The following is a 19,816-nucleotide window of genomic DNA, read 5'->3' on the forward strand; positions in this document are numbered from 1 at the left end:
CTTGTCAAAACACTTTACGAACATCCCACCTAATCTCATACATTTCCGAACTGAAATTGTAAACAGAAATATATTTCCCCCATCATTAATCCCCCTATAAAACAGCAAAAAGCCGACCCATAAGGATCAGCTTTTCAAAGTCCCAGCTTTCAATTGTGCGTGCCATTCTTCAAGCATCGGCAAGTCTCCCTGCTCGATTGCCCCTGAACTCGCCGCTTCTTCGACAAGCGCCGGAAAATCAGTAAGCGTGTGGAAAGTGAAACCTGCTTCTTCGATCGCTTCGACCGATTGCGGCAAATCGTATGTAAATATGGCGACGATGCCGAGCACTTCGAATCCTGCCTGCTCTAAGCCCTTTGCCGCCTGGATTACCGAACCGCCTTTTGAAATCAGGTCTTCCACAACTACGACTTTTTTGCCTGGTTCCACTTTGCCTTCGACCATATTGCCCTGGCCGTGCTCTTTCGGCTTCGACCGCACATACACCATCGGCAGCTCCAGACGGTCACTGACCCAAGCGGCATGCGGAATTCCGGCTGTTGCCGTTCCTGCCACAACTTCGCATTGCGGATAAAATTCCTTGATTTTGTCTGCTAATCCTTTGGCGATTTCCTTGCGCACTTTCGGATACGACATCGTCAGGCGGTTATCACAATAGATCGGTGATTTCACTCCGGATGCCCAAGTAAATGGATCTTGCGGACGCAATTCAACTGCTCCAATATCCAATAAATGCCTGGCTGTTTCCCTTTTCATCATTCACCCCTCCATTCTGCAGCTATTTGACGATAGCTGTCTTTTGGATCTGCCGCTTTTGTTATCGCCCGCCCCACTACGATATGTGTCGAGCCCTGTGCCCGTGCTTGGGCTGGAGTTGCGACTCTCCTTTGGTCATCCACTGACACTTGTGCCGGCCGGATTCCTGGAGTCACCCGCAGGAACTCTTCACCGCATGCGTCACCAATTGCTTCAGCTTCGTGAACCGAACAAACCACACCATCAAGTCCGGCTTCGTCCGCCAGCCTCGCATAGTGGACAACGGAATCTTCCAGAGTGGCATTAATCAATTGCTCTTTCTGCATCTGTTCTTCACTCGTAGACGTCAATTGTGTCACCGCAATCAATTGGGTCTTGCTTCCTTCGAGCCCACGCTTTGCCGCCTTCATCATTTTCAGGCCGCCTGCCGCGTGGACATTGACCATCGCCACTTCCAATTTTGCAATGCCGCGCATGGCCGATTCAACGGTATTCGGAATGTCATGGAGCTTCAGGTCCAGGAAGACGTCATGCCCGCGTTTATTGACTTCGCGCACGAGCTCCGGACCTTCCTGATAAAACAATTCCATTCCGATTTTTACGAATAAGCTTTCATCAAAATTACTCAGAAATTCCAGTGTTTGTTCTTTCGAAGCAAAATCCAATGCGATGATCGGTCTGACATTTCTCATAGACGATGGCTCCTTCCGATAACTTCCTGTACAGAGTCGTATCCCAGTTCATGCAGCCGCTCCGGCAGTTTGCCGATGATTTCCGGGCATACAAACGGATTGACGAAGTTGGCTGTGCCGACAGCGACTGCGCTGGCACCGGCCGACAGGAAATCGATGACATCATCCACATCCGTCACGCCGCCCATGCCGATGATCGGCAAGTTCGTTTGTTTGCTCACTTCGTAAACCATACGGAGCGCTACGGGTTTGATGGCTGGACCTGACAAGCCGCCGGTGATGTTAGCGATGACCGGGCGTCCGGTTTTTGGATCGAGACGCATGCCGAGCAAGGTGTTGATCATCGTGATGCCGTCGGCGCCGCCTTCTTCGACAGCTTTGGCAATCGAAACGATGTCCGTTACGTTCGGCGATAATTTAATGTAAACCGGCACCGAAGAAACTTCTTTCACCGCTCTTGTCAATTCACGTGCGACTGCAGGATCCGTTCCGAAAGTGATTCCGCCCCTTTTGACATTCGGGCAGGAAATGTTGATTTCCAGCGCATGGACATTTGCTGCTTTGGAAACTTCGCGTGCCACTTCCACATAATCTTCCGTTGTGGTTCCTGCAACATTGGCGATGATCGGTACATCAAATTGCTCGAGCCACGGCAGTTCCACGCCGAACACTTTTTCCAGTCCAGGGTTTTGAAGTCCGATGGCATTCAGCATTCCCGCAGCAGTTTCCGCAACGCGCGGTGTCGGATTGCCGAGCCGTGTTTCCACAGTCGTTGCTTTGATCATGATTGCGCCAAGCTGTGACAGATCATAGAATTGTGTGTATTCTTTGCCGAATCCAAAACAGCCTGATGCCGGCATGATCGGGTTTTTTAATTCGAGTCCTGGTAGTTTTATCGTCATATCGATCATGAAATCACCACTCCTGCCGGGAATACTGGTCCGTCCGAGCAGACTTTGATGTAATCCGTTTCTGATTTTGTTGTACGGCAAACGCAGGCGAAACAAGCCCCGATGCCGCAGCCCATCCGCTGCTCGTAGGAAAGAAAACCTTTCTTCTGTGGATATGCCCATTGCACAGCTTCGAGCATCGCAGTCGGTCCGCAGCTGAAATACGTATCAAAATCATGGGGCAATTCATTCAAAATATGAGTGACGAATCCTTCCGTTCCGTGTGAACCGTCAACTGTCGCAATATGCGTTTCGCCAAACGCTTTAAATTTCTCTTCATAGAATATCGCTTCTTTGCTTTCAAATCCGAGGATATGCACTGTTTCGATGCCCCGGCTGTTCAGCTGTTTGGCGAGTTCGTAGAGGGGTGGTACACCGATGCCGCCACCAATCAGGTAAGCTTTTTTCTCTGCTTCTTCCACCGGAAAACCGTGGCCGAGCGGACCGAGGACATCAATTTCGTCCCCGCTTCTTTTTTCAGACAAAATTTGTGTGCCGCGCCCTTCAGAGCGATAAATCATTGTGAAGCTGTTATTTTCTTTATCAATAGAAGCAATTGAAATCGGACGCCGCAGCAAAGGTTCAAAACTGTCTGCCACACGGACATGGACGAATTGACCCGGTTCAGCCATTTCCTCGACCAAACTGCCTTGGACCGTCAGTTCGAAGATATGCCTCGCAATGGACTGCTGGGCAAGCACTTTCATTCGCTGTTGTCGGATCATCTGCCTGCCCCCATTTCTTCTGCAGAAAATGTCATCGATTCAATGACACGCAGCATTGCTGCAGCGGTATCAAGCGAAGTCAGGCAAGGCACACCGTTTTCCACCGATTCGCGGCGTATGCGGAAACCGTCGCGTTCCGGCTGTTTGCCTTTTGTCAGCGTGTTGATGACGATCTGGGCATCTCCGCTTTGAATTACATCAAGCAAGGTTCTGCCTTCTGCCCCGATTTTGCCGATCGGTGCAACAGCTATTCCCGCTTCTTCGAAAGCAGCTGCGGTGCCGCCTGTCGCCATGATCTGGTAGCCGATTGATTTGAATCGTTTGGCAAGTCCGATTGCTTCTGTCTTGTCTTTGTCCGCTACTGTCAGCAGCACAGTGCCGTGGTCTTTAATTTCCATTCCGGCTGCAGCAAGCCCCTTGTAAAGCGCTTTTTCCAGGGTCGTATCTTTGCCCATGACTTCGCCGGTCGATTTCATTTCTGGTCCGAGCGTGATATCGACACGGCGCAGCTTCGCGAATGAAAATACCGGGACTTTTACATAGACACCGCTGACTTTCGGAACGAGTCCTGGTGTGTAGCCCTGGTCAATAATGCTTTGGCCGAGTATGGCTTTGGTAGCGATATTGGCCATCGGGATCGAAATGATTTTGCTCATGAATGGCACTGTGCGGCTTGAGCGCGGGTTGACTTCAATAACAAAGATGTCCCCTTTTGAAACTACATACTGGATATTCAGCAATCCGACAATGTTAAAGCCTTTTGCAAGACGTGTCGTGTAATCGACCAGCGTATCTACGAGATTCTGTGAAAGATTCTGCGTCGGGTAAACTGCGATCGAGTCACCGGAATGGACTCCTGCGCGCTCGATATGTTCCATGATTCCTGGAATCAGCACGTTTTCACCGTCTGAAATGGCATCCACTTCCACTTCGATTCCTGTTAGGTAACGGTCGACCAGCACCGGATGCTCCGGGCTCGCTTCTACAGCGTGTTCCATATAATAGTTCAAGTCATTTTCATTGTAGACGATTTCCATTGCGCGTCCGCCAAGAACATAGGAAGGTCGCACCAATACCGGATAGCCGATGTTATTGGCAATTACAACCGCCTCTTCTTTAGAAACAGCCGTTTTGCCGAGTGGCTGAGGGATGCCGATTTCATTCAGTGCAGCCTCGAATTTATTACGGTTTTCCGCACGGTCGGTATCTTCAAGCGTCGTCCCGAGAATTTTCACGCCGTTCTGTTCCAGTTTGTCAGCCAAATTGATTGCTGTCTGCCCACCGAACTGGACCACTACACCTTTCGGCTGTTCCAGATCGACGATATGCATAACGTCTTCAATCGTCAGCGGTTCGAAATAGAGTTTATCCGAAATCGAAAAGTCGGTACTCACTGTTTCCGGATTGTTATTGATGATAATTGCCTCATAGCCAGCTTCCTGGATGGCCCAAACTGAATGCACGGTGGCATAATCGAATTCCACTCCCTGTCCGATGCGGATGGGACCCGATCCCAGAACGATGACGCTTTCTTTATCCGTCCGGACCGACTCGTTTTCATCTTCATAGGTTCCGTAGAAATAAGGTGTTTCCGATTCAAATTCCGCTGCACAGGTATCCACCATTTTATAGACCGGCATCAATTTGTGTTCTTTGCGCCAGTTATAAACCTGCTGTTCCGTCGTATCCCATAATTTCGCAATCGTACGGTCAGCAAAGCCCAGGCGTTTGGCTTTTTTCGTCGCGTCATAATCATAAGGATTTTGTGTCAAATTCTCTTCATACTGAACTATGTTCTGAAATTTATTCAGGAAGAACAGATCGATTTGGCTCCAGTCGTGAATCGTTTCGATCGTCACACCGCGTCGCAGCGCTTCGCCAATAAAGAACAATCGCTCATCGCCTGCCCGGCGGATCCGTTTTTCAATCCATTCGTCGCTCATCGCATCGGCATTTTTCAACTCCAGATGGAATTGTCCGGTTTCGAGCGAGCGGACAGCTTTGAGTATGGATTCCTCAAATGTCCGGCCCATCGCCATGACTTCGCCGGTCGCTTTCATCTGCGTGCCGAGATTCCGTTTTGCCGCTTCGAATTTATCGAACGGCCAGCGCGGTATTTTTGTTACCACATAATCGAGTGCCGGTTCAAACGCAGCATATGTGCGCCCTGTCACAGGGTTCATCATTTCATCCAATGTCAGTCCGACCGCGATTTTTGCGGCCAGTTTGGCAATCGGATAGCCCGTTGCTTTGGAAGCAAGCGCTGATGACCGGCTGACGCGCGGGTTCACTTCGATGATGAAGTAATTGAAGCTGTCCGGGTCAAGCGCAAGCTGCACGTTGCAGCCACCTTCGATTTTGAGGGCGCGGATGATTTTCAGGGACACATTGCGCAGCATTTGGTATTCGCGGTCAGACAAGGTCTGGCTCGGTGCCACAACAATCGAATCACCGGTATGGATGCCTACGGGGTCAATGTTTTCCATGTTGCAGACCACAATCGCCGTGTCGTTGGCATCACGCATCACTTCGTATTCGATTTCCTTGAATCCTGCGATTGATTTTTCAAGGAGACATTGCGTCACCGGGCTGTATTTCAAACCGCTTGAGACGATTTCTTTCAGTTGTTCATCGTTGTGGCAGATTCCGCCACCAGTTCCACCCATCGTGAATGCAGGGCGAACAATGACCGGGTAGCCGATGCGGTCCACAAACGCTTTAGCTTCATCCAAATTATGGATAATATCAGAATCCGGAACCGGTTCCCCGAGTTCATTCATCAGTGTACGGAAAAGATCGCGGTCTTCCGCTTTATGGATCGCTTCCAGTTTTGTTCCCAGAATTTCGATTCCTAATTCGTCAAGAATTCCCGATTCGTCCAGTTCAATGGCCATATTCAAGCCTGTTTGGCCGCCCAGCGTTGCCAGAACAGCATCAGGACGTTCTTTCCGCAGGATGCGGCTGACGAATTCGAGTGTGATCGGTTCAATATACACTTTGTCTGCAATTTCCGTATCCGTCATGATAGTGGCCGGATTCGAGTTGATCAGGATAACGCGGTAGCCTTCTTCTCTTAAAGCGAGGCATGCCTGCGTTCCAGCATAGTCAAATTCTGCAGCCTGCCCGATGACGATCGGGCCGGACCCGATTACGAGGATACTTTGGATGTCTTGTCTTTTAGGCATATTGCTGCTCCTTTCGATTTGCACTCATCATTTCGATAAAATGGTCAAACAGATAATTAGAATCTTCCGGTCCTGGGGAAGACTCCGGATGGTATTGCACAGTGAAAGCAGGATAATCCAAGTGGCTGAGACCTTCGTTTGTACCGTCGTTCAAAGCCTGGTGCGTCACTTTCAAACGTGTTCCCTGCAATGTATCTTCATTTACGGCATAGCCGTGATTTTGTGAAGTAATTTCGATTTTGCCTGTTTCCAGATTGCGGACCGGATGGTTGCCGCCGCGGTGGCCGAATTTCAATTTGAATGTGTCCGCTCCACATGCGCGGGCGAATAATTGGTGCCCGAGGCAAATTCCGAACACCGGAACCTGGCCGAGCAGCTCACCTACCACTTGGACGCATTCTTCCACGTCTTTCGGATCTCCGGGACCGTTTGACAGCATGACGCCGTCCGGTCCCCAGGCAAGAATTTCCTGTGAGCTCGTGTTATAAGGAACCACGATGACATCACAGTCACGATTATTGAGTTCACGCAGGATGCCATGCTTCATTCCGTAATCAATCAATACTACGCGTTTGCCGCGTCCCGGACTCGGATATGGGCGTGCGGTGGAAACCTGGGCAACCTGGTCTGTCTGCAACGGCATGCCTTGAAGCTGGCGGATGACTTCATCGATTTGCACTTCTTCTCCCGCTGCCGTCAGGATGCCTTTGATCGCTCCTTTTGAACGGATCAGACGAGTCAGCTTGCGCGTATCGATTCCCGTGATGCCCGGAATGCCTTTTGTCTTGAATAATTCGCACAGCGTCGATTTATTTCTGAAATTTGACGGATACTCCGCCAGTTCCCGCACCACCATGCCTTTGACTGCCGGTTCAATCGATTCGAAATCATCACTGTTTATGCCGTAATTGCCGATCAGCGGATACGTCATCGTGACGATCTGTCCGCAGTAAGACGGATCAGATAAAATTTCCTGGTAGCCTGTCATGCTTGTGTTGAAGACGATTTCCCCAACCGATGCATCATCACTTCCAAAAGCAGTTCCTTCAAATATCGTGCCATCTTCCAGGATTAAATAACGTTTCATTGATGAGCCTCCTCCTGCCATACGATTTCTCCGCCGAACACGGTCATTACCGGCCAGCCTTTGCAACTCCAGCCGCCAAACGGTGTGTTTTTCCCTTTTGATGCAAATTTCTCCACATCGATCGCCTGTTCTTTTTCAAGGTCGAGCAACACCAGGTCCGCTGTCTGCCCTTTTTCTATAGTGCCATACGGCAAGCCGAATACTGCTGCCGGTTTTTTCGTCATCCAGTCGATCAATTGCTCGAGTGTCCATACTCCCGTCTCGACAAATTTTGTATGCAGCAGCGGAAACGCCGTTTCAAATCCGACGATTCCGAACGGCGCCTTGTCCATGCCGTTCGCTTTTTCTTCCATAGTATGCGGCGCGTGGTCCGTGGCAATAAAATCAAGCGTTCCGTCAAGTAACCCTTCGTGCAAAGCGTCGTAATCCTCTTTTGCGCGAAGCGGGGGGTTCATCTTGTAATTGGCGTCGTCCCCGGGAATGTCATCTTCCGTCAACAGCAAATGATGCGGCGTCACTTCGGCCGTCACTCTCACACCTGCGCGTTTTGCATCCCGAATGACACGCACTGATTCTTTTGTCGACACGTGGCAGACGTGGTAATGTGCGCCAGCCGCTTCAGCCAGCAGAATATCCCGTGCGATATGCACCGATTCCGCAATAGCAGGTATGCCTTTTAAACCAAGTTCGCGACTGCGTTTGCCGTCATGCATAACGCCTCCGTAGATCAGGCTGTTATCTTCGCAATGTGCCACAATCGCCATGTCGATGGCAGCCGCATCCTTCATTGCTTCGAACATCATACCCGCTTCCTGGATTCCGACACCGTCATCAGTAAACGCGAAGGCGCCGTTCTCTTTCAGTTCTTCCAAATTAGTCCGTTCTTTCCCCGCTTCTCTGATGGTTATGGAAGCATACGGCAAAACCCGGATGAGCGCATTCTTGTCGATCAAACCATTGACGTGCTGCAGGTTTTCTTTCGTATCCGGTACCGGACGTGTATTCGGCATAGCGCAGATTGTCGTGTAACCGCCTCTTGCCGCTGATTTCGTCCCGCTGTCAATCGTCTCTTTCTGTTCGCCGCCCGGTTCACGCAAATGAACGTGGACATCGACAAACCCTGGTGCGATCATCCGGCCTTTGCCGTCAATTTCTTTTTCGCCCTGTGCTTTGAGTTCTTTCCCAATTTCCTCTATCTTTCCACCGGCGATTCGGATGTTGACCGGAGTTAATTCGCCTTCCTGCAACATGTTTACATTTTTAATGAATAAATTCATAATCAATCTCTCCCTTTCAGTGCATATTCCAGAACGGCCATCCGGATGAATACTCCGTTGGTCATTTGTTTAAAAATCCGTGAACGTTCACATTCCACCAGGCTGTCGGCTATTTCAACATCTCTGTTGATTGGAGCCGGATGCATGATAATTGCCGAATCTTTCATTTTCGATTCACGTTCTACAGTAAGCCCGTAACTTTCGTGATAACCCTCTTTTGCCAACAGTTCGCCGCCTTCGTGGCGTTCGTGCTGCACACGGAGCAGCATGAGCACATCAGTTTCTTCTATATAATCATCCAGGCGGTCCGAGCTTTCAAAATCGCCGCTCCATTCCGGCGGACACACGAACGATACTTTCGCACCCAATTGCGCAAGAGCTGCAGCATTCGATTTCGCCACCCGGCTATGGGCGATGTCGCCGGCAATCGTTACATGGAGGTTTTCAAAACGGCCGAACTCCTGCCATATTGTATACAAGTCGAGCAATGACTGCGTGGGATGCTGGCCGGAGCCGTCACCGCCGTTGATCACTGCGACGCCGATACCTTCGAGCTGCCGGTAATACTCTTCTTCCGGATGACGTATAACGACTCCATCCACTCCGATCGCTTCCAACGTTTTCACCGTATCATACAGCGTTTCGCCTTTCAGCACACTGGAGAAGCTGGTTTCAAAAGGCAATGACGTCAACCCCAGTTTATGTTCCGCCATTTCAAAGCTCATCTTGGTACGGGTGCTCGGTTCGAAAAACAGATTGGCGACTGTTCCGCCGAGCTCAATGCGCTCCCCATTTTCAAAGTCTGCCGCCCGGCCTATCAACTTCATGATGCTGTCATTTGTCAGAGACTTCATTGTCAATAAATTTGCCATGGTCACATCCCCTTCCGTAAAAAAACACCTTCCTGAGAGCAGGAAGGTGTGAGGAAATAAAGGCAGACTTCGCCCGTATCTTTCAACCCTTTCCATGCCTCTCTGGACATTCATTAAAAGGTGTTTATTCAGTTCCGTCGTCAAATTCTTCTTTATCCAGACCCGGCAGCACCAGGTTGAGTATCACACCAATGATTGCTGCAAGAGCCATTCCTTCAATTACGAAGGTTTCGCTGAATTCCAATCTTGCTCCGCCGATCCCGATAACGAGGATGACGGATGAAATGACCAGATTGCGTTTATTGCCGAAATCAATATTATTGTCGACCAGCATACGAAGTCCTGATGATGCGATGATCCCGAACAGCAGGATCGATATACCGCCAAGCACAGCGGTCGGAATCGTTTCGATGGCCGCCATCAATTTTCCAGCGAAAGAGAAGAAGATGGCAAAGACGGCTGCACCCAGGATCACGTAAACACTGAATACGCGGGTAATGGCCAGGACGCCAATGTTTTCACCGTATGTCGTTTTGGGTGGTCCACCAACTAGTGAAGAAATAAAGGTTCCGAGGCCATCGCCTAAAATTGAGCGGTGCAATCCCGGATCTTTTATGTAATTGCGGTCGACGATCTTGCCGAGCACCAGCTGATGCCCGATATGTTCTGAAATGGTGACAATTGCAATCGGCACCATAATGAACAGCAATGTCGGTGTGACCTGGAAAGAATAATCAAAACCCGGAAGCAGGAAGTCGGGGACTGCAAACCAATTGGCTTCTCCAATTTTCGTAAAATCGATGATGCCGATAGCTGCTGAGTAAGCATAGCCGACAATCAGACCGATCAAAATCGGCATTAACGAAATGATGTTTTTAAAATAAATCGTACAGACGATTGCTGTCAGCAGAGTGACGATTGCTGCTGAAAAGTGAAGCAGGCTGTATTCCGTGGTATTACCTGCTGCAGGAATAGTCATTGCCATATCGACTGCAGTGCCCGATAATGCCAAGCCGATGACGATGATGACCGGACCGACTACGATTGGCGGCAGAATTTTCATCAGCCACTGATAACCGGTTTTCCAAATGATCAGTGACACAAGTGCATAAACGGCAGAGACGAACATCGCCCCGATCATTGCCGATCCGATGCCACCAGACTCTGTTGCAACCTGGATCGGCACGATAAAGGCAAATGATGATCCCAGATACGCCGGCACTTTGAATTGCGTGATCAATAAGAAAACGATAGTGGCGATGCCGCTTGTCAGCAGTGCAATCGCCGGGCTGAGACCTACAAGCTGCGGAACAAGAATCGTTGCGCCGAACATGGCGAACATATGTTGAAGGCTCAGTGAGATCCACTGGCCGGTTTTCGGTTTATCTTTTATATCGAGTACTGCTTCGTTCAAAACTGTCTCCCCCGTCTCTCTCTACTATTCGTGTATTGCTACGCGGTCTTTGCCGTCGCTTTCTTTCATTTCAACAACGATGCGTTCATTGCTTGATGTCGGGATATTCTTCCCAACGTAATCCGAACGGATCGGCAGTTCCCTGTGTCCGCGGTCAATCAGCACCGCTAACTGGATCTGAGCCGGTCTTCCGATGTCCATGACAGCATCCATCGCCGCTCGCACAGTGCGGCCCGTAAACAGGACGTCATCAACCAGCACCACTTTCTGCCCTTCGATGCTGTGTTCGATGTCCACCTGCTGGACCAATGGTTCTTTATTTCTGTTTTTGACACTCAAGTCATCGCGGTACAAGGTGATATCGAGTTCCCCGGTCTTGATCGCCTTGCCTTCGATCTTCTCCACTTTCTCAGCCAGCCGCTTCGCAATGAACGCGCCTCGTGTTTTGATGCCGACCAGGATGATGTCATCGATTCCTTTGTTTCGTTCAATGATTTCATGGGCAATGCGCGTAATGGCCCTCGCCATCGCCTGCTCGTCCAGAATATCCGCTTTTTCCACCATTGTCTCATCTCCTTTGGACAAATAAAAAAACCTCCTGCCAGAGGGCAGGAGGATATATGCGCAGAAAATTCCAGACGGAAGACAGACTTCCGGCTTGCGTAAATACCTTCTCGGCCTCTCTGGACCGTTTTTAAAGGTGTTATTATTCGATTGGTTTTTTCAAGTATAAAGAATAACTCGCGGTTTTGTCAATCCTTCTTTCGAAGAGATTCCAGAAGTTCTGCGAATTCCCCAGGCATTTCTGCCGAGTATTCCATGTATTCACCAGTTTTCGGATGATCAAAACCGATCACTTCTGCATGCAGCGCCTGGCCGCCGATATCCATCGTTTTCTTCGGTCCGTATTTCGGATCGCCGACAAGCGGGAATCCGATGTATTTCATATGGACACGAATCTGGTGTGTACGACCTGTCTCAAGCCGGCATTCAACCAGCGTAAAATTACCGAAGCGTTCGAGAACACGGAAATGCGTCACCGCATGTTTGCCCTTATCAACGATTGCCATATTCTGGCGTTCTTTCGGGTCACGCGCAATCGGAGCTTCGATTGTGCCTTTGTCATGCGGAATATGTCCATGAACAAGTGCAAGATATTTCCGTGTCACACTTTTTCTGACCAATTGATTGACGAGCGAGGTGTGCGATGCGTCGTTTTTTGCGACCATCAGCAAGCCCGACGTATCTTTATCGATCCGGTGGACAATCCCAGGACGGACGACGCCATTGATTCCCGATAAATCGGTGCAATGATACATCAGGCCATTGACAAGGGTACCTTTTGAATGGCCTGGAGCCGGATGAACGACCATGCCCTTCGGCTTGTTGACCACCAGCACATCCGAATCTTCATAAATGATTTCAAGATCAAGATCTTCTGGCACAACGTCGAGCTCTTCCGGTATCGGCGGCGTAACGATGATTACGTCTTCCAGACGCACTTTATAATTCGGTTTGACGATTTCGCCATTGACTCTGACCGCTCCATCTTTGACCCAATTGGCAATTTGCGAGCGCGACCAGTCTTCATCAATCGAAGAAACCGCTTTATCGATTCTTTCTCCGGCCATTTCTTCCGTGATTTCTATTGTTAAATCTTCGATTTGTATAGTTAAATCTTCCATTAAGACACCTTTTTCTTTTCTTGTTTTTCGTCATAGATCACGAATACGATCATCAGGATAACCCCGATTGTCAGTGCAGCATCGGCAACATTGAATATTGGAAAATGATAATTGATTCCAGGGATCAGGACATCGACAAAGTCGACGACTTCACCGCGGAGCATTCTGTCAATAAAGTTTCCTATAGCGCCGCCCAGTATTATCATCAGGCTCATTTGAAACAGTGGCTGTCCCTGGGCGTGTTTATGGAAGTAATAAAGAATTCCTATAATCACCGCAACTGTAATTACACCAAACAGCCACATCTGCCCTTCCAGCATCCCCCAGGCAGCACCCCGGTTGCGATGCGACAGCCAAGCAAGATACGGTTCAATCACAGGTATCCGTTCGCCCAGCTCCATATTCTGCAGGACCAGCCATTTGGTAAACTGATCTGCAGCAATGATTAGCAATGCGATTCCATAATATATAAACATATGTTTCCCCCGTCAAATCATCTGTCATTCTATTTTAACACATTTCCCTTATAAAAAGTGAAGGTCCGGAGAGCCGGCTTTCCGGTTCTCCAGACCTCGCAATTTTTTAATACTTTTTGAAGTAATAATCATTATTAACCGATATTCCGCAAAACAGCTGCGCTTGCCTGGGGGCTTGTGCTGAGCTAACTCGGGACTTCGTCCGAGTGGATCTCAGCACTTCGCTTGGTCCCCTGGGCGTCTTCACTGTTTTGCTCCATATCTTGGAGACTGGCTCAGCAAAAGTCACTCTCTAAGCGCCGGCGCGGCTATGGACTGAGCGAAGCTATAAGACGAATGCTCTTCTCGGCTTATAGCGGGAGCTTTGTCCTAAGCGCCAAGCGTTCTCTAAAGATTTATTTAGAATTTCAACTTAGCTATAATGCTTCTCTACTACATCTGCGCATCGTGGGCATAACGTCGGGTGTGCTTCGCTTTGGCCGATTTTATCTGAAATCGTCCAGCAGCGCTCACATTTATCACCTTCGGATTTTTCAACCGATACAGTTACGTGATTTAACACCAATGCATCAGCCGGTGCTTGTTCAGGAGATCCACCAAAATTATAATTGGATACGATCAACAGCTGTGCCACATTGTCATCGACAGAGGCAAGCAGGTTTTTCGTTTCTTCAGAACCGTAGACAGTGACTTTGGCTTCAAGTGACTTACCGATGGTTTTCGCTGCACGTGCTTCTTCCAGCGCTTTCAGCACATCGTCGCGGACAGTCATGAATTTGGACCATTTCGCTTCAAGGTCTTTAAATCCGTCATTCACAACCGCTTCAGGAAAATCAGTCAACTGGACGCTGTCTTCATCAACAAAGCCAAGGTACGACCACATTTCATCAGCTGTATGCGGAATGATCGGCGCAGACAATTTCAGGATGGCCATCAATGAATCGAACATTACTGTCTGCATTGCGCGGCGGTGCGGATGATCGGCAGCTTCAATGTAGACGACATCTTTGGCAACATCCAAATAGAAGGAACTTAAATCGTTCGCGCAATAATTGTTCAAAGCATTGTAGATCGTTGCGAATTCATAAGTTTCATAACCTTTGCGGGCTGTTTCGATCATCTTCTGCAATTTCATCGCCATATATTGATCCATTTCGCGCATATCTTCGAATGCCACACGATCTTCTTTTTCATTGAAATCAGCAAGGTTGCCGTGAATAAATTTCAGTGTGTTGCGGATTTTGCGGTATACTTCCGACACTTGTTTGAAGTTCTCATCCGATACGCGGACATCCGCCGTATAATCGACTGATGCCACCCACAGGCGGAGAATGTCTGCACCCATCTGATTCATCACTTTTGCCGGGACGATGACGTTGCCGAGTGATTTACTCATTTTGCGGCCATTGCCGTCCAGCGTAAAGCCGTGGCTCAGAATTCCTTTATATGGAGCAATGCCGTTGATGGCAACACTTGTCGTAAGCGACGAATTGAACCAGCCGCGGTATTGATCGGAGCCTTCGAGATAGAGATCTGCCGGATATTGCAGGTCTTCCCGCTCATCCAAAACAGCCTGGTGGGATGAACCGGAATCAAACCAGACATCCATGATATCCAATTCTTTTGTGAAAATGCCGTTCGGGCTGCTTGGATGTTCGAAACCTGATGGCAGCAATTCAGCCGCAGGACGCTCGAACCAAATATTGGAACCGTGTTCTCTGAACAGATCAGCAATATGTGCAATTGTTTCCTGAGTGATGATCGGATCGCCATTTTCAGCATAAAATACCGGAATCGGTACGCCCCATACACGCTGGCGGGAAATATTCCAATCTCCGCGGTCACGCAGCATATTGAACAGACGCGTTTCACCCCACGCCGGCGTGAACGAAGTATCTTTGATGGCTTTCAGGATATTATCACGGAAAGCATCGATCGACACGAACCATTGTGCAGTCGCACGGTAAATGACCGGTTTTTTTGTGCGCCAGTCATGTGGATAAGAGTGTGTGATGAATGACAGTGCTTCTAAAGCTCCTGCAGCTTCCAATGCTTCCGTAATCGCTTTATTGGCTTTATCATAGAACTGGCCTGCGAATCCTGGTGCTTCTTCTGTAAAGACACCTTTTTCATCGACCGGGCACAGAACATCAAGACCGTATTTTTTACCAACCAAAAAGTCATCTTCCCCGTGGCCAGGTGCTGTATGGACACAGCCTGTTCCTGAATCGACAGTAACATGTTCGCCGAGCATAACCAGCGACGTGCGGTCATATAAAGGATGCTTCGCAAGAATATTATCCAGTTCTGCACCTTTCATTTCGCGTACAACTTTATGATCTTCCCAGCCAAGTTCAGAAGCGACATCATCCAGCAATTCACGGGCGATGACATAAAGCGATCCTTTCGCTTCCACTTCGATGTAATCGAGTTTTTCGTGAACCGTAATCCCGAGGTTCGCCGGAATGGTCCATGGAGTTGTCGTCCAGATGATGAATTTAGTACCTTCTGCAAGAACTCCTTTGCCGTCCGTCACAGGGAATGATACATAAATAGAAGGAGATTTTTTGTCATGATATTCGATTTCAGCTTCGGCAAGTGATGATTCACTTGACGGCGACCAATAAACCGGTTTCAATCCCTTGTAAATATAACCTTTATTCGCCATCGATCCGAAAACTTCGATCTGGCGTGCTTCATAGGCAGGTTTTAACGTAACATACGGGTTGTCCCAGTCACCGCGTACACCGATGCGTTTAAATTGAGTGCGTTGGCTGTCGATTTGTTCATAGGCATATTCTTCACACAGTTTGCGGAATTCCGCCAGCGTCATCTCTTTGCGGTTGACGCCTTTATTGGTCAGAGCCTGTTCAATCGGAAGGCCGTGCGTATCCCAGCCTGGAACGTATGGCGCGTGGAAGCCCATCATCGAACGCGAACGGACGATCATATCCTTTAGAACCTTGTTCAGTGCGTGCCCCATATGCAAATCGCCATTGGCGTAAGGCGGTCCGTCATGAAGAACGAAAAACGGCATATCCTTCGTACGTTCCTGTACCTTTTTATAAATATCCATTTCTTCCCATTTCGTTTGCATTTCCGGTTCCCGGTTCGGTAAATTGCCTCGCATCGGGAAATCTGTTTTCGGCATCAATAATGTATCTTTGTAATCCATCCTAATTCCTCCTGTAAACATAATAAAAAGCCTCCCATCCCTGGAAAGGGACGAGAAGCCAGACTCGCGGTACCACCCTTGTTGCAGCCATCAGCTGCCACTCGAACACCGTATCGTGGTGAAACGGATCCGGATACTGTTTTTCCCCGGCTCTGCTCAGGAGTGATTTTCTTTACAGCTTTCAGCACCGGGCTTTCACTGTCCCCGGCTCGCTTTTGCTGAATGGCTGTAAATACTGTCTCCGTCAACGCATTTTGTATAATAATTGCTGATTCTAGTATGCCGTAATTATAAAGAGTGTGGCACTCTTAGTCAAGGACGGTAGTCTTCGTTATTGTCTTCCAATTTATCAAGTGTCGTCGTATCGACATCATATTCCATCAGGGTTTCCCAATCGTCGGTATCAATCAGGTCAAGCTGCGCTTCCACAATCATTTTGAAACGGTTGCGGAAAACTTTCGACTGTTTCTTCAGCTCTTCGATTTCCATTGCAATACGGCGTGCTTTTGTCAACGATTCATTGACGATGCGGTCTCCGTTTTTCTCTGCTTCACGGACAATAAGCTTTGCTTCTTTTTGGGCATTGCGGCGGACTTCTTCTGCAGCTTCCTGTGCAATGACGATGGATTTTTGCAAAGTTCCTTCGATTGTTGTGAAATGGCCGACACGTTCGTCGGTCTGTTTCAAGCGTTCTTCAAGATCCTTTTTGTCTTTCATCAGAATTTCGTAATCCTTGATGATCTGATCTAGGAATTCGTTCACTTCATCTTCCTGGTATCCGCGAAACGCTTTGCTGAATTCTTTATTATGTATATCCAACGGGGACAAAGGCATTCAGTGCACTCTCCTTAAATTATGTTTGTTATTTTCCATTATACCGCCAATCGCATGAAATATCAGTATAATTTTTCAGATTCCATGCATGGACTATTTCCGTTGTTCCAACCGGCCGATCTGCAGTCTGATTTTGTCTTTTTTTGTTCTTCCTTCGACCATCAGCACTTTGATGCGGCCAAATCCTCTTGAAGATACCATATCCGATTCATGCAATTCGAAAGAAGGCTGTTCCTGCACCGTCCAATTCACTTTTACTTTGCCACCGTGAATTAATGCGGAAGCTTTCTGGCGAGAGATATTATAGACGGAACTCATTACTGTATCGAGTCTCATCGAACTGACGGTATGGGATTCATCGTGCCACTCTTCCGTTGCTGTAATCATTTCGGCAACGTCCTCCACTTCGAGTAATTGCACTTTGACTTTTGCGGCTGATACGAAATTGGTTTTGAGATAGAGGCTCACTTCATCTGCCACAGCAAATTGAATACGTTCACCGTCAATTCGGATATCACCGAATTTGCTCCGGTCGAGCCCGACTGACATCAGCGACCCTAAAATATCCGGATGGCGAAGTGTGACGAATTTAACCGGATACTTCAATTCGAATACGGTGATTTGAAAATCTTCTGCTGTCGGTTCGTAATAGGATGGATACAAAAGGACCCTTTGGCGTTCGGCATCCGGAAACAGGCCGAGCGAATCCATCCTGATGTCGTTCGAGCCCAGTACCGACTGGACGATGAATCGTTCGCGGGGATCCAGAAAATCAGTGAGTTTCGGTGTATAGCGGTCTTCGACTTCATTCATCCAGCCGGAAACCTGTTCGATAAATTGCTGCTCTTCTTTCCGGAAATGCTGAAAAATGGAATCCATGATGCTGCCCCTTTCTTTTATATATATCTGAACTAATAATTCTTCAGTATTCGATATTCCGCAAAACAGCTTGCTTTCCGGGGGGCTCGCGTCGAGCTAACCAAAACCCGTGCTCCTGCATCGCTGCGCTGCTTCGTCGCAAAGAGCTGTCCTCGCAGGCTTCGTCCAACTCTTCGCTGTTTTGCTCCATATCTAAGCTACTCTATAAGCGCCGAAGCGGGATAAAAGGCGAATTCCTTTTTTCTACTAATATAGAGTTTTTTCAAGAAAAAAACCCCACTCAACGTGAGGTTCAACTTATATCATTCCGAATAATACTGAAATGCCTCTGCTTGCCAATAGCAACGCATAAATAGCGATGATCGGCGAAATGTCGATCATACCGAGTGGCGGTATGAACTTTCTGAATATGTCCAGGTAAGGATCTGTCAAACTCGTAATAAACTGGCCGAATTTCGACTCTTTAAGGCTTGGAATCCAACTCATCAGGACACTGGCGATAATGAGGTAGAAATAGATGTTCACTGCATTTAAAATTAACATTTCGATAATTGCCATTAGTTATTTATGCACCTCTTTTATTGTTCTTCATCGTAATAAAAATCTGAAATTGCACCGTCCACTTCAACCGTATCAGGGACGCACAGGAAAATATCCGTTCCAATGCGCTGGATATCTCCACCAAGTGCATATACTGTCCCACTCAGGAAATCAATGATCCGCAGACCCTGACTTTTTTCTATGCGCTGAAGATTCACCACAACCGCGCGTTTGCTCTTCAAATGTTCCGCTATATCCTGAGCTTCCGCATACACGCGTGGTTCGGCCAAATGAACTTTTGACGATTTGGCTGCGGCAGTCTGCAAACTTACCAGGTTCGGTGTACTTGCTTCAGTTGCTTTCTGACGCCGCTCTTTCGGTGATTTGCGGATTTCAGGGCTGATGGATTGTTTTTCGTTGCGGGAAGCCTGCTGGTTTTGCTGTTGCGGCTGATCTTCTTCGTATTCCTCTAAATAAAAGAAATTCTTGAATGAATTTTTAATGCTCATCACTCTGCCTCACTTTCTGAACCTATTAATGCAGTCCCGATGCGAACGAACGTCGCGCCTTCCTGCGCTGCTATCAAATAATCGTTGGACATGCCCATCGAACATTCCGTACACGGGGCATGGGGCCAATTTTTTTCGGCAACTTCCGTTTGTAAAGACTTCAGGCCGCGGAAAACGTGCCGCAGTACTTCTTCATCTTCAACATTCGGAGCCATTGTCATTAATCCTATTATATTAATTTTATCATATTTTTCCAAGGATTTGATAAACTCTAATGTTTCTTCAGGCATAATGCCACTTTTGGATTCTTCTTTTGCGACATTGACCTGCACAAAACAATTGATGGCGTGGTCAGCGCGTTTCTGTATTTCTTTGGCCAGGCTCATGCGGTCCAGAGAATGAAGAAAATCAATCCGGTTAATGATTTCCTTCACCTTACGGCTCTGCAGATTGCCGATAAAATGCCAATTGACATCGTCTTTGATCGTTTCAGATTTCAAAAGAAACCCTTCAGGCCGATTTTCACCGAGATGTTTGATGCCTGCCTCGACAGCTTCCCTGGTCCGCTCGACACCCACCTGTTTGGTGACAGCGATAACTTCGATTCCTTCTCTGATGGAATCCAATTCTTCACGTAGCTCTTTATATACCGGTTCAATAGGTTTCATCAATTCACAACTTTTCCTTAGATGTTCAGTTAATTGTACCAAGTATGAGGTTATTTATCAATTGCGCTAATCGGGATAAAAAAACAGCTGCC

The 19,816-nt window shown here is 48.1% G+C and carries 18 protein-coding genes and 1 other annotated feature; all 18 genes read right to left on the minus strand.

What is annotated here, in order from left to right; translation table 11 throughout:
• Positions 1 to 126: 126 nt before the first annotated feature.
• The gene (gene pyrE / locus ACFQ1X_RS06295; RefSeq protein WP_144837489.1) at positions 127 to 756 is read right to left on the minus strand and encodes an orotate phosphoribosyltransferase; all 630 of its coding nucleotides are present in this window, start codon (positions 754 to 756) and stop codon (positions 127 to 129) included.
• The gene (gene pyrF / locus ACFQ1X_RS06300; RefSeq protein WP_144837491.1) at positions 756 to 1,448 is read right to left on the minus strand and encodes an orotidine-5'-phosphate decarboxylase; all 693 of its coding nucleotides are present in this window, start codon (positions 1,446 to 1,448) and stop codon (positions 756 to 758) included. The genes pyrE and pyrF overlap by 1 nt, the downstream gene beginning before the upstream one ends.
• A complete protein-coding gene (locus ACFQ1X_RS06305; protein ID WP_144837493.1) occupies positions 1,445 to 2,359 on the minus strand; it encodes a dihydroorotate dehydrogenase in 915 nt (304 codons plus the stop codon). The genes pyrF and ACFQ1X_RS06305 overlap by 4 nt, the downstream gene beginning before the upstream one ends.
• Positions 2,356 to 3,123: a dihydroorotate dehydrogenase electron transfer subunit gene (locus ACFQ1X_RS06310; RefSeq protein ID WP_144837494.1), complete on the minus strand. Its 768-nt coding sequence runs from the start codon at positions 3,121 to 3,123 to the stop codon at positions 2,356 to 2,358. The genes ACFQ1X_RS06305 and ACFQ1X_RS06310 overlap by 4 nt, the downstream gene beginning before the upstream one ends.
• Entirely contained in the window at positions 3,120 to 6,308 is a 3,189-nt protein-coding gene (gene carB, locus ACFQ1X_RS06315; protein WP_144837496.1) for a carbamoyl-phosphate synthase large subunit, read from the minus strand. Before carB ends, ACFQ1X_RS06310 begins: the two co-directional genes overlap by 4 nt.
• Positions 6,301 to 7,395 carry a carbamoyl phosphate synthase small subunit gene (locus ACFQ1X_RS06320; protein ID WP_144837498.1) on the minus strand — a complete coding sequence of 365 codons (1,095 nt, stop codon included), beginning with the start codon at positions 7,393 to 7,395 and terminating at the stop codon, positions 6,301 to 6,303. The genes carB and ACFQ1X_RS06320 overlap by 8 nt, the downstream gene beginning before the upstream one ends.
• The gene (locus ACFQ1X_RS06325) at positions 7,392 to 8,672 is read right to left on the minus strand and encodes a dihydroorotase (protein WP_144837500.1); all 1,281 of its coding nucleotides are present in this window, start codon (positions 8,670 to 8,672) and stop codon (positions 7,392 to 7,394) included. Before ACFQ1X_RS06325 ends, ACFQ1X_RS06320 begins: the two co-directional genes overlap by 4 nt.
• A gap of 2 nt (positions 8,673 to 8,674) precedes the next feature.
• Positions 8,675 to 9,544, minus strand: coding sequence for an aspartate carbamoyltransferase catalytic subunit (locus tag ACFQ1X_RS06330; protein WP_144837502.1), 870 nt, complete (start codon positions 9,542 to 9,544; stop codon positions 8,675 to 8,677).
• 124 nt (positions 9,545 to 9,668) lie between these two features.
• Complete coding sequence (locus ACFQ1X_RS06335; protein ID WP_144837504.1) at positions 9,669 to 10,958, minus strand: solute carrier family 23 protein; 1,290 nt, start codon at positions 10,956 to 10,958, stop codon at positions 9,669 to 9,671.
• A 24-nt stretch (positions 10,959 to 10,982) separates the two neighbouring features.
• Positions 10,983 to 11,522, minus strand: coding sequence for a bifunctional pyr operon transcriptional regulator/uracil phosphoribosyltransferase PyrR (gene pyrR / locus ACFQ1X_RS06340; RefSeq protein ID WP_144837648.1), 540 nt, complete (start codon positions 11,520 to 11,522; stop codon positions 10,983 to 10,985).
• Between the two features lie 188 nt (positions 11,523 to 11,710).
• Positions 11,711 to 12,622: an RluA family pseudouridine synthase gene (locus ACFQ1X_RS06345; protein ID WP_144837650.1), complete on the minus strand. Its 912-nt coding sequence runs from the start codon at positions 12,620 to 12,622 to the stop codon at positions 11,711 to 11,713.
• A gap of 20 nt (positions 12,623 to 12,642) precedes the next feature.
• A complete protein-coding gene (lspA, locus tag ACFQ1X_RS06350) occupies positions 12,643 to 13,119 on the minus strand; it encodes a signal peptidase II (protein ID WP_144837506.1) in 477 nt (158 codons plus the stop codon).
• Positions 13,120 to 13,531: 412 nt separating this feature from the next.
• Positions 13,532 to 16,294 carry an isoleucine--tRNA ligase gene (gene ileS / locus ACFQ1X_RS06355; RefSeq protein ID WP_144837508.1) on the minus strand — a complete coding sequence of 921 codons (2,763 nt, stop codon included), beginning with the start codon at positions 16,292 to 16,294 and terminating at the stop codon, positions 13,532 to 13,534.
• A gap of 43 nt (positions 16,295 to 16,337) precedes the next feature.
• Positions 16,338 to 16,551 (minus strand) — a binding site (T-box leader).
• Between the two features lie 55 nt (positions 16,552 to 16,606).
• Complete coding sequence (locus tag ACFQ1X_RS06360; protein WP_144837510.1) at positions 16,607 to 17,128, minus strand: DivIVA domain-containing protein; 522 nt, start codon at positions 17,126 to 17,128, stop codon at positions 16,607 to 16,609.
• Between the two features lie 93 nt (positions 17,129 to 17,221).
• Positions 17,222 to 18,007: a YlmH family RNA-binding protein gene (locus ACFQ1X_RS06365; RefSeq protein ID WP_144837512.1), complete on the minus strand. Its 786-nt coding sequence runs from the start codon at positions 18,005 to 18,007 to the stop codon at positions 17,222 to 17,224.
• Positions 18,008 to 18,304: 297 nt separating this feature from the next.
• A complete protein-coding gene (locus ACFQ1X_RS06370; RefSeq protein WP_144837514.1) occupies positions 18,305 to 18,565 on the minus strand; it encodes a YggT family protein in 261 nt (86 codons plus the stop codon).
• 20 nt (positions 18,566 to 18,585) lie between these two features.
• Positions 18,586 to 19,056 carry a cell division protein SepF gene (locus ACFQ1X_RS06375; protein WP_144837516.1) on the minus strand — a complete coding sequence of 157 codons (471 nt, stop codon included), beginning with the start codon at positions 19,054 to 19,056 and terminating at the stop codon, positions 18,586 to 18,588.
• Positions 19,056 to 19,724, minus strand: coding sequence for a YggS family pyridoxal phosphate-dependent enzyme (locus tag ACFQ1X_RS06380; protein ID WP_144837518.1), 669 nt, complete (start codon positions 19,722 to 19,724; stop codon positions 19,056 to 19,058). Before ACFQ1X_RS06380 ends, ACFQ1X_RS06375 begins: the two co-directional genes overlap by 1 nt.
• Between the last annotated feature and the right edge of the window lie 92 nt (positions 19,725 to 19,816).

Source organism: Metaplanococcus flavidus (assembly GCF_042675885.1).
Classification (GTDB): Bacteria; Bacillota; Bacilli; order Bacillales_A; family Planococcaceae; genus Planococcus; species Planococcus flavidus.

Excerpts from the sequence above, each read along its gene's own strand:
- ACFQ1X_RS06310 (WP_144837494.1), bottom strand. The coding sequence starts at position 3,123 with ATGATCCGACAACAGCGAATGAAAGTGCTTGCCCAGCAGTCCATTGCG.
- pyrR (WP_144837648.1), bottom strand. The coding sequence starts at position 11,522 with ATGGTGGAAAAAGCGGATATTCTGGACGAGCAGGCGATGGCGAGGGCC.
- lspA (WP_144837506.1), bottom strand. The coding sequence starts at position 13,119 with ATGTTTATATATTATGGAATCGCATTGCTAATCATTGCTGCAGATCAG.
- ileS (WP_144837508.1), bottom strand. The coding sequence starts at position 16,294 with ATGGATTACAAAGATACATTATTGATGCCGAAAACAGATTTCCCGATG.
- ACFQ1X_RS06365 (WP_144837512.1), bottom strand. The coding sequence starts at position 18,007 with ATGGATTCCATTTTTCAGCATTTCCGGAAAGAAGAGCAGCAATTTATC.
- ACFQ1X_RS06325 (WP_144837500.1), bottom strand. The coding sequence starts at position 8,672 with ATGAATTTATTCATTAAAAATGTAAACATGTTGCAGGAAGGCGAATTA.
- pyrF (WP_144837491.1), bottom strand. The coding sequence starts at position 1,448 with ATGAGAAATGTCAGACCGATCATCGCATTGGATTTTGCTTCGAAAGAA.
- ACFQ1X_RS06375 (WP_144837516.1), bottom strand. The coding sequence starts at position 19,056 with ATGAGCATTAAAAATTCATTCAAGAATTTCTTTTATTTAGAGGAATAC.
- pyrE (WP_144837489.1), bottom strand. The coding sequence starts at position 756 with ATGAAAAGGGAAACAGCCAGGCATTTATTGGATATTGGAGCAGTTGAA.
- ACFQ1X_RS06330 (WP_144837502.1), bottom strand. The coding sequence starts at position 9,544 with ATGGCAAATTTATTGACAATGAAGTCTCTGACAAATGACAGCATCATG.
- ACFQ1X_RS06380 (WP_144837518.1), bottom strand. The coding sequence starts at position 19,724 with ATGAAACCTATTGAACCGGTATATAAAGAGCTACGTGAAGAATTGGAT.
- ACFQ1X_RS06370 (WP_144837514.1), bottom strand. The coding sequence starts at position 18,565 with ATGGCAATTATCGAAATGTTAATTTTAAATGCAGTGAACATCTATTTC.
- ACFQ1X_RS06360 (WP_144837510.1), bottom strand. The coding sequence starts at position 17,128 with ATGCCTTTGTCCCCGTTGGATATACATAATAAAGAATTCAGCAAAGCG.
- ACFQ1X_RS06305 (WP_144837493.1), bottom strand. The coding sequence starts at position 2,359 with ATGATCGATATGACGATAAAACTACCAGGACTCGAATTAAAAAACCCG.
- ACFQ1X_RS06320 (WP_144837498.1), bottom strand. The coding sequence starts at position 7,395 with ATGAAACGTTATTTAATCCTGGAAGATGGCACGATATTTGAAGGAACT.
- carB (WP_144837496.1), bottom strand. The coding sequence starts at position 6,308 with ATGCCTAAAAGACAAGACATCCAAAGTATCCTCGTAATCGGGTCCGGC.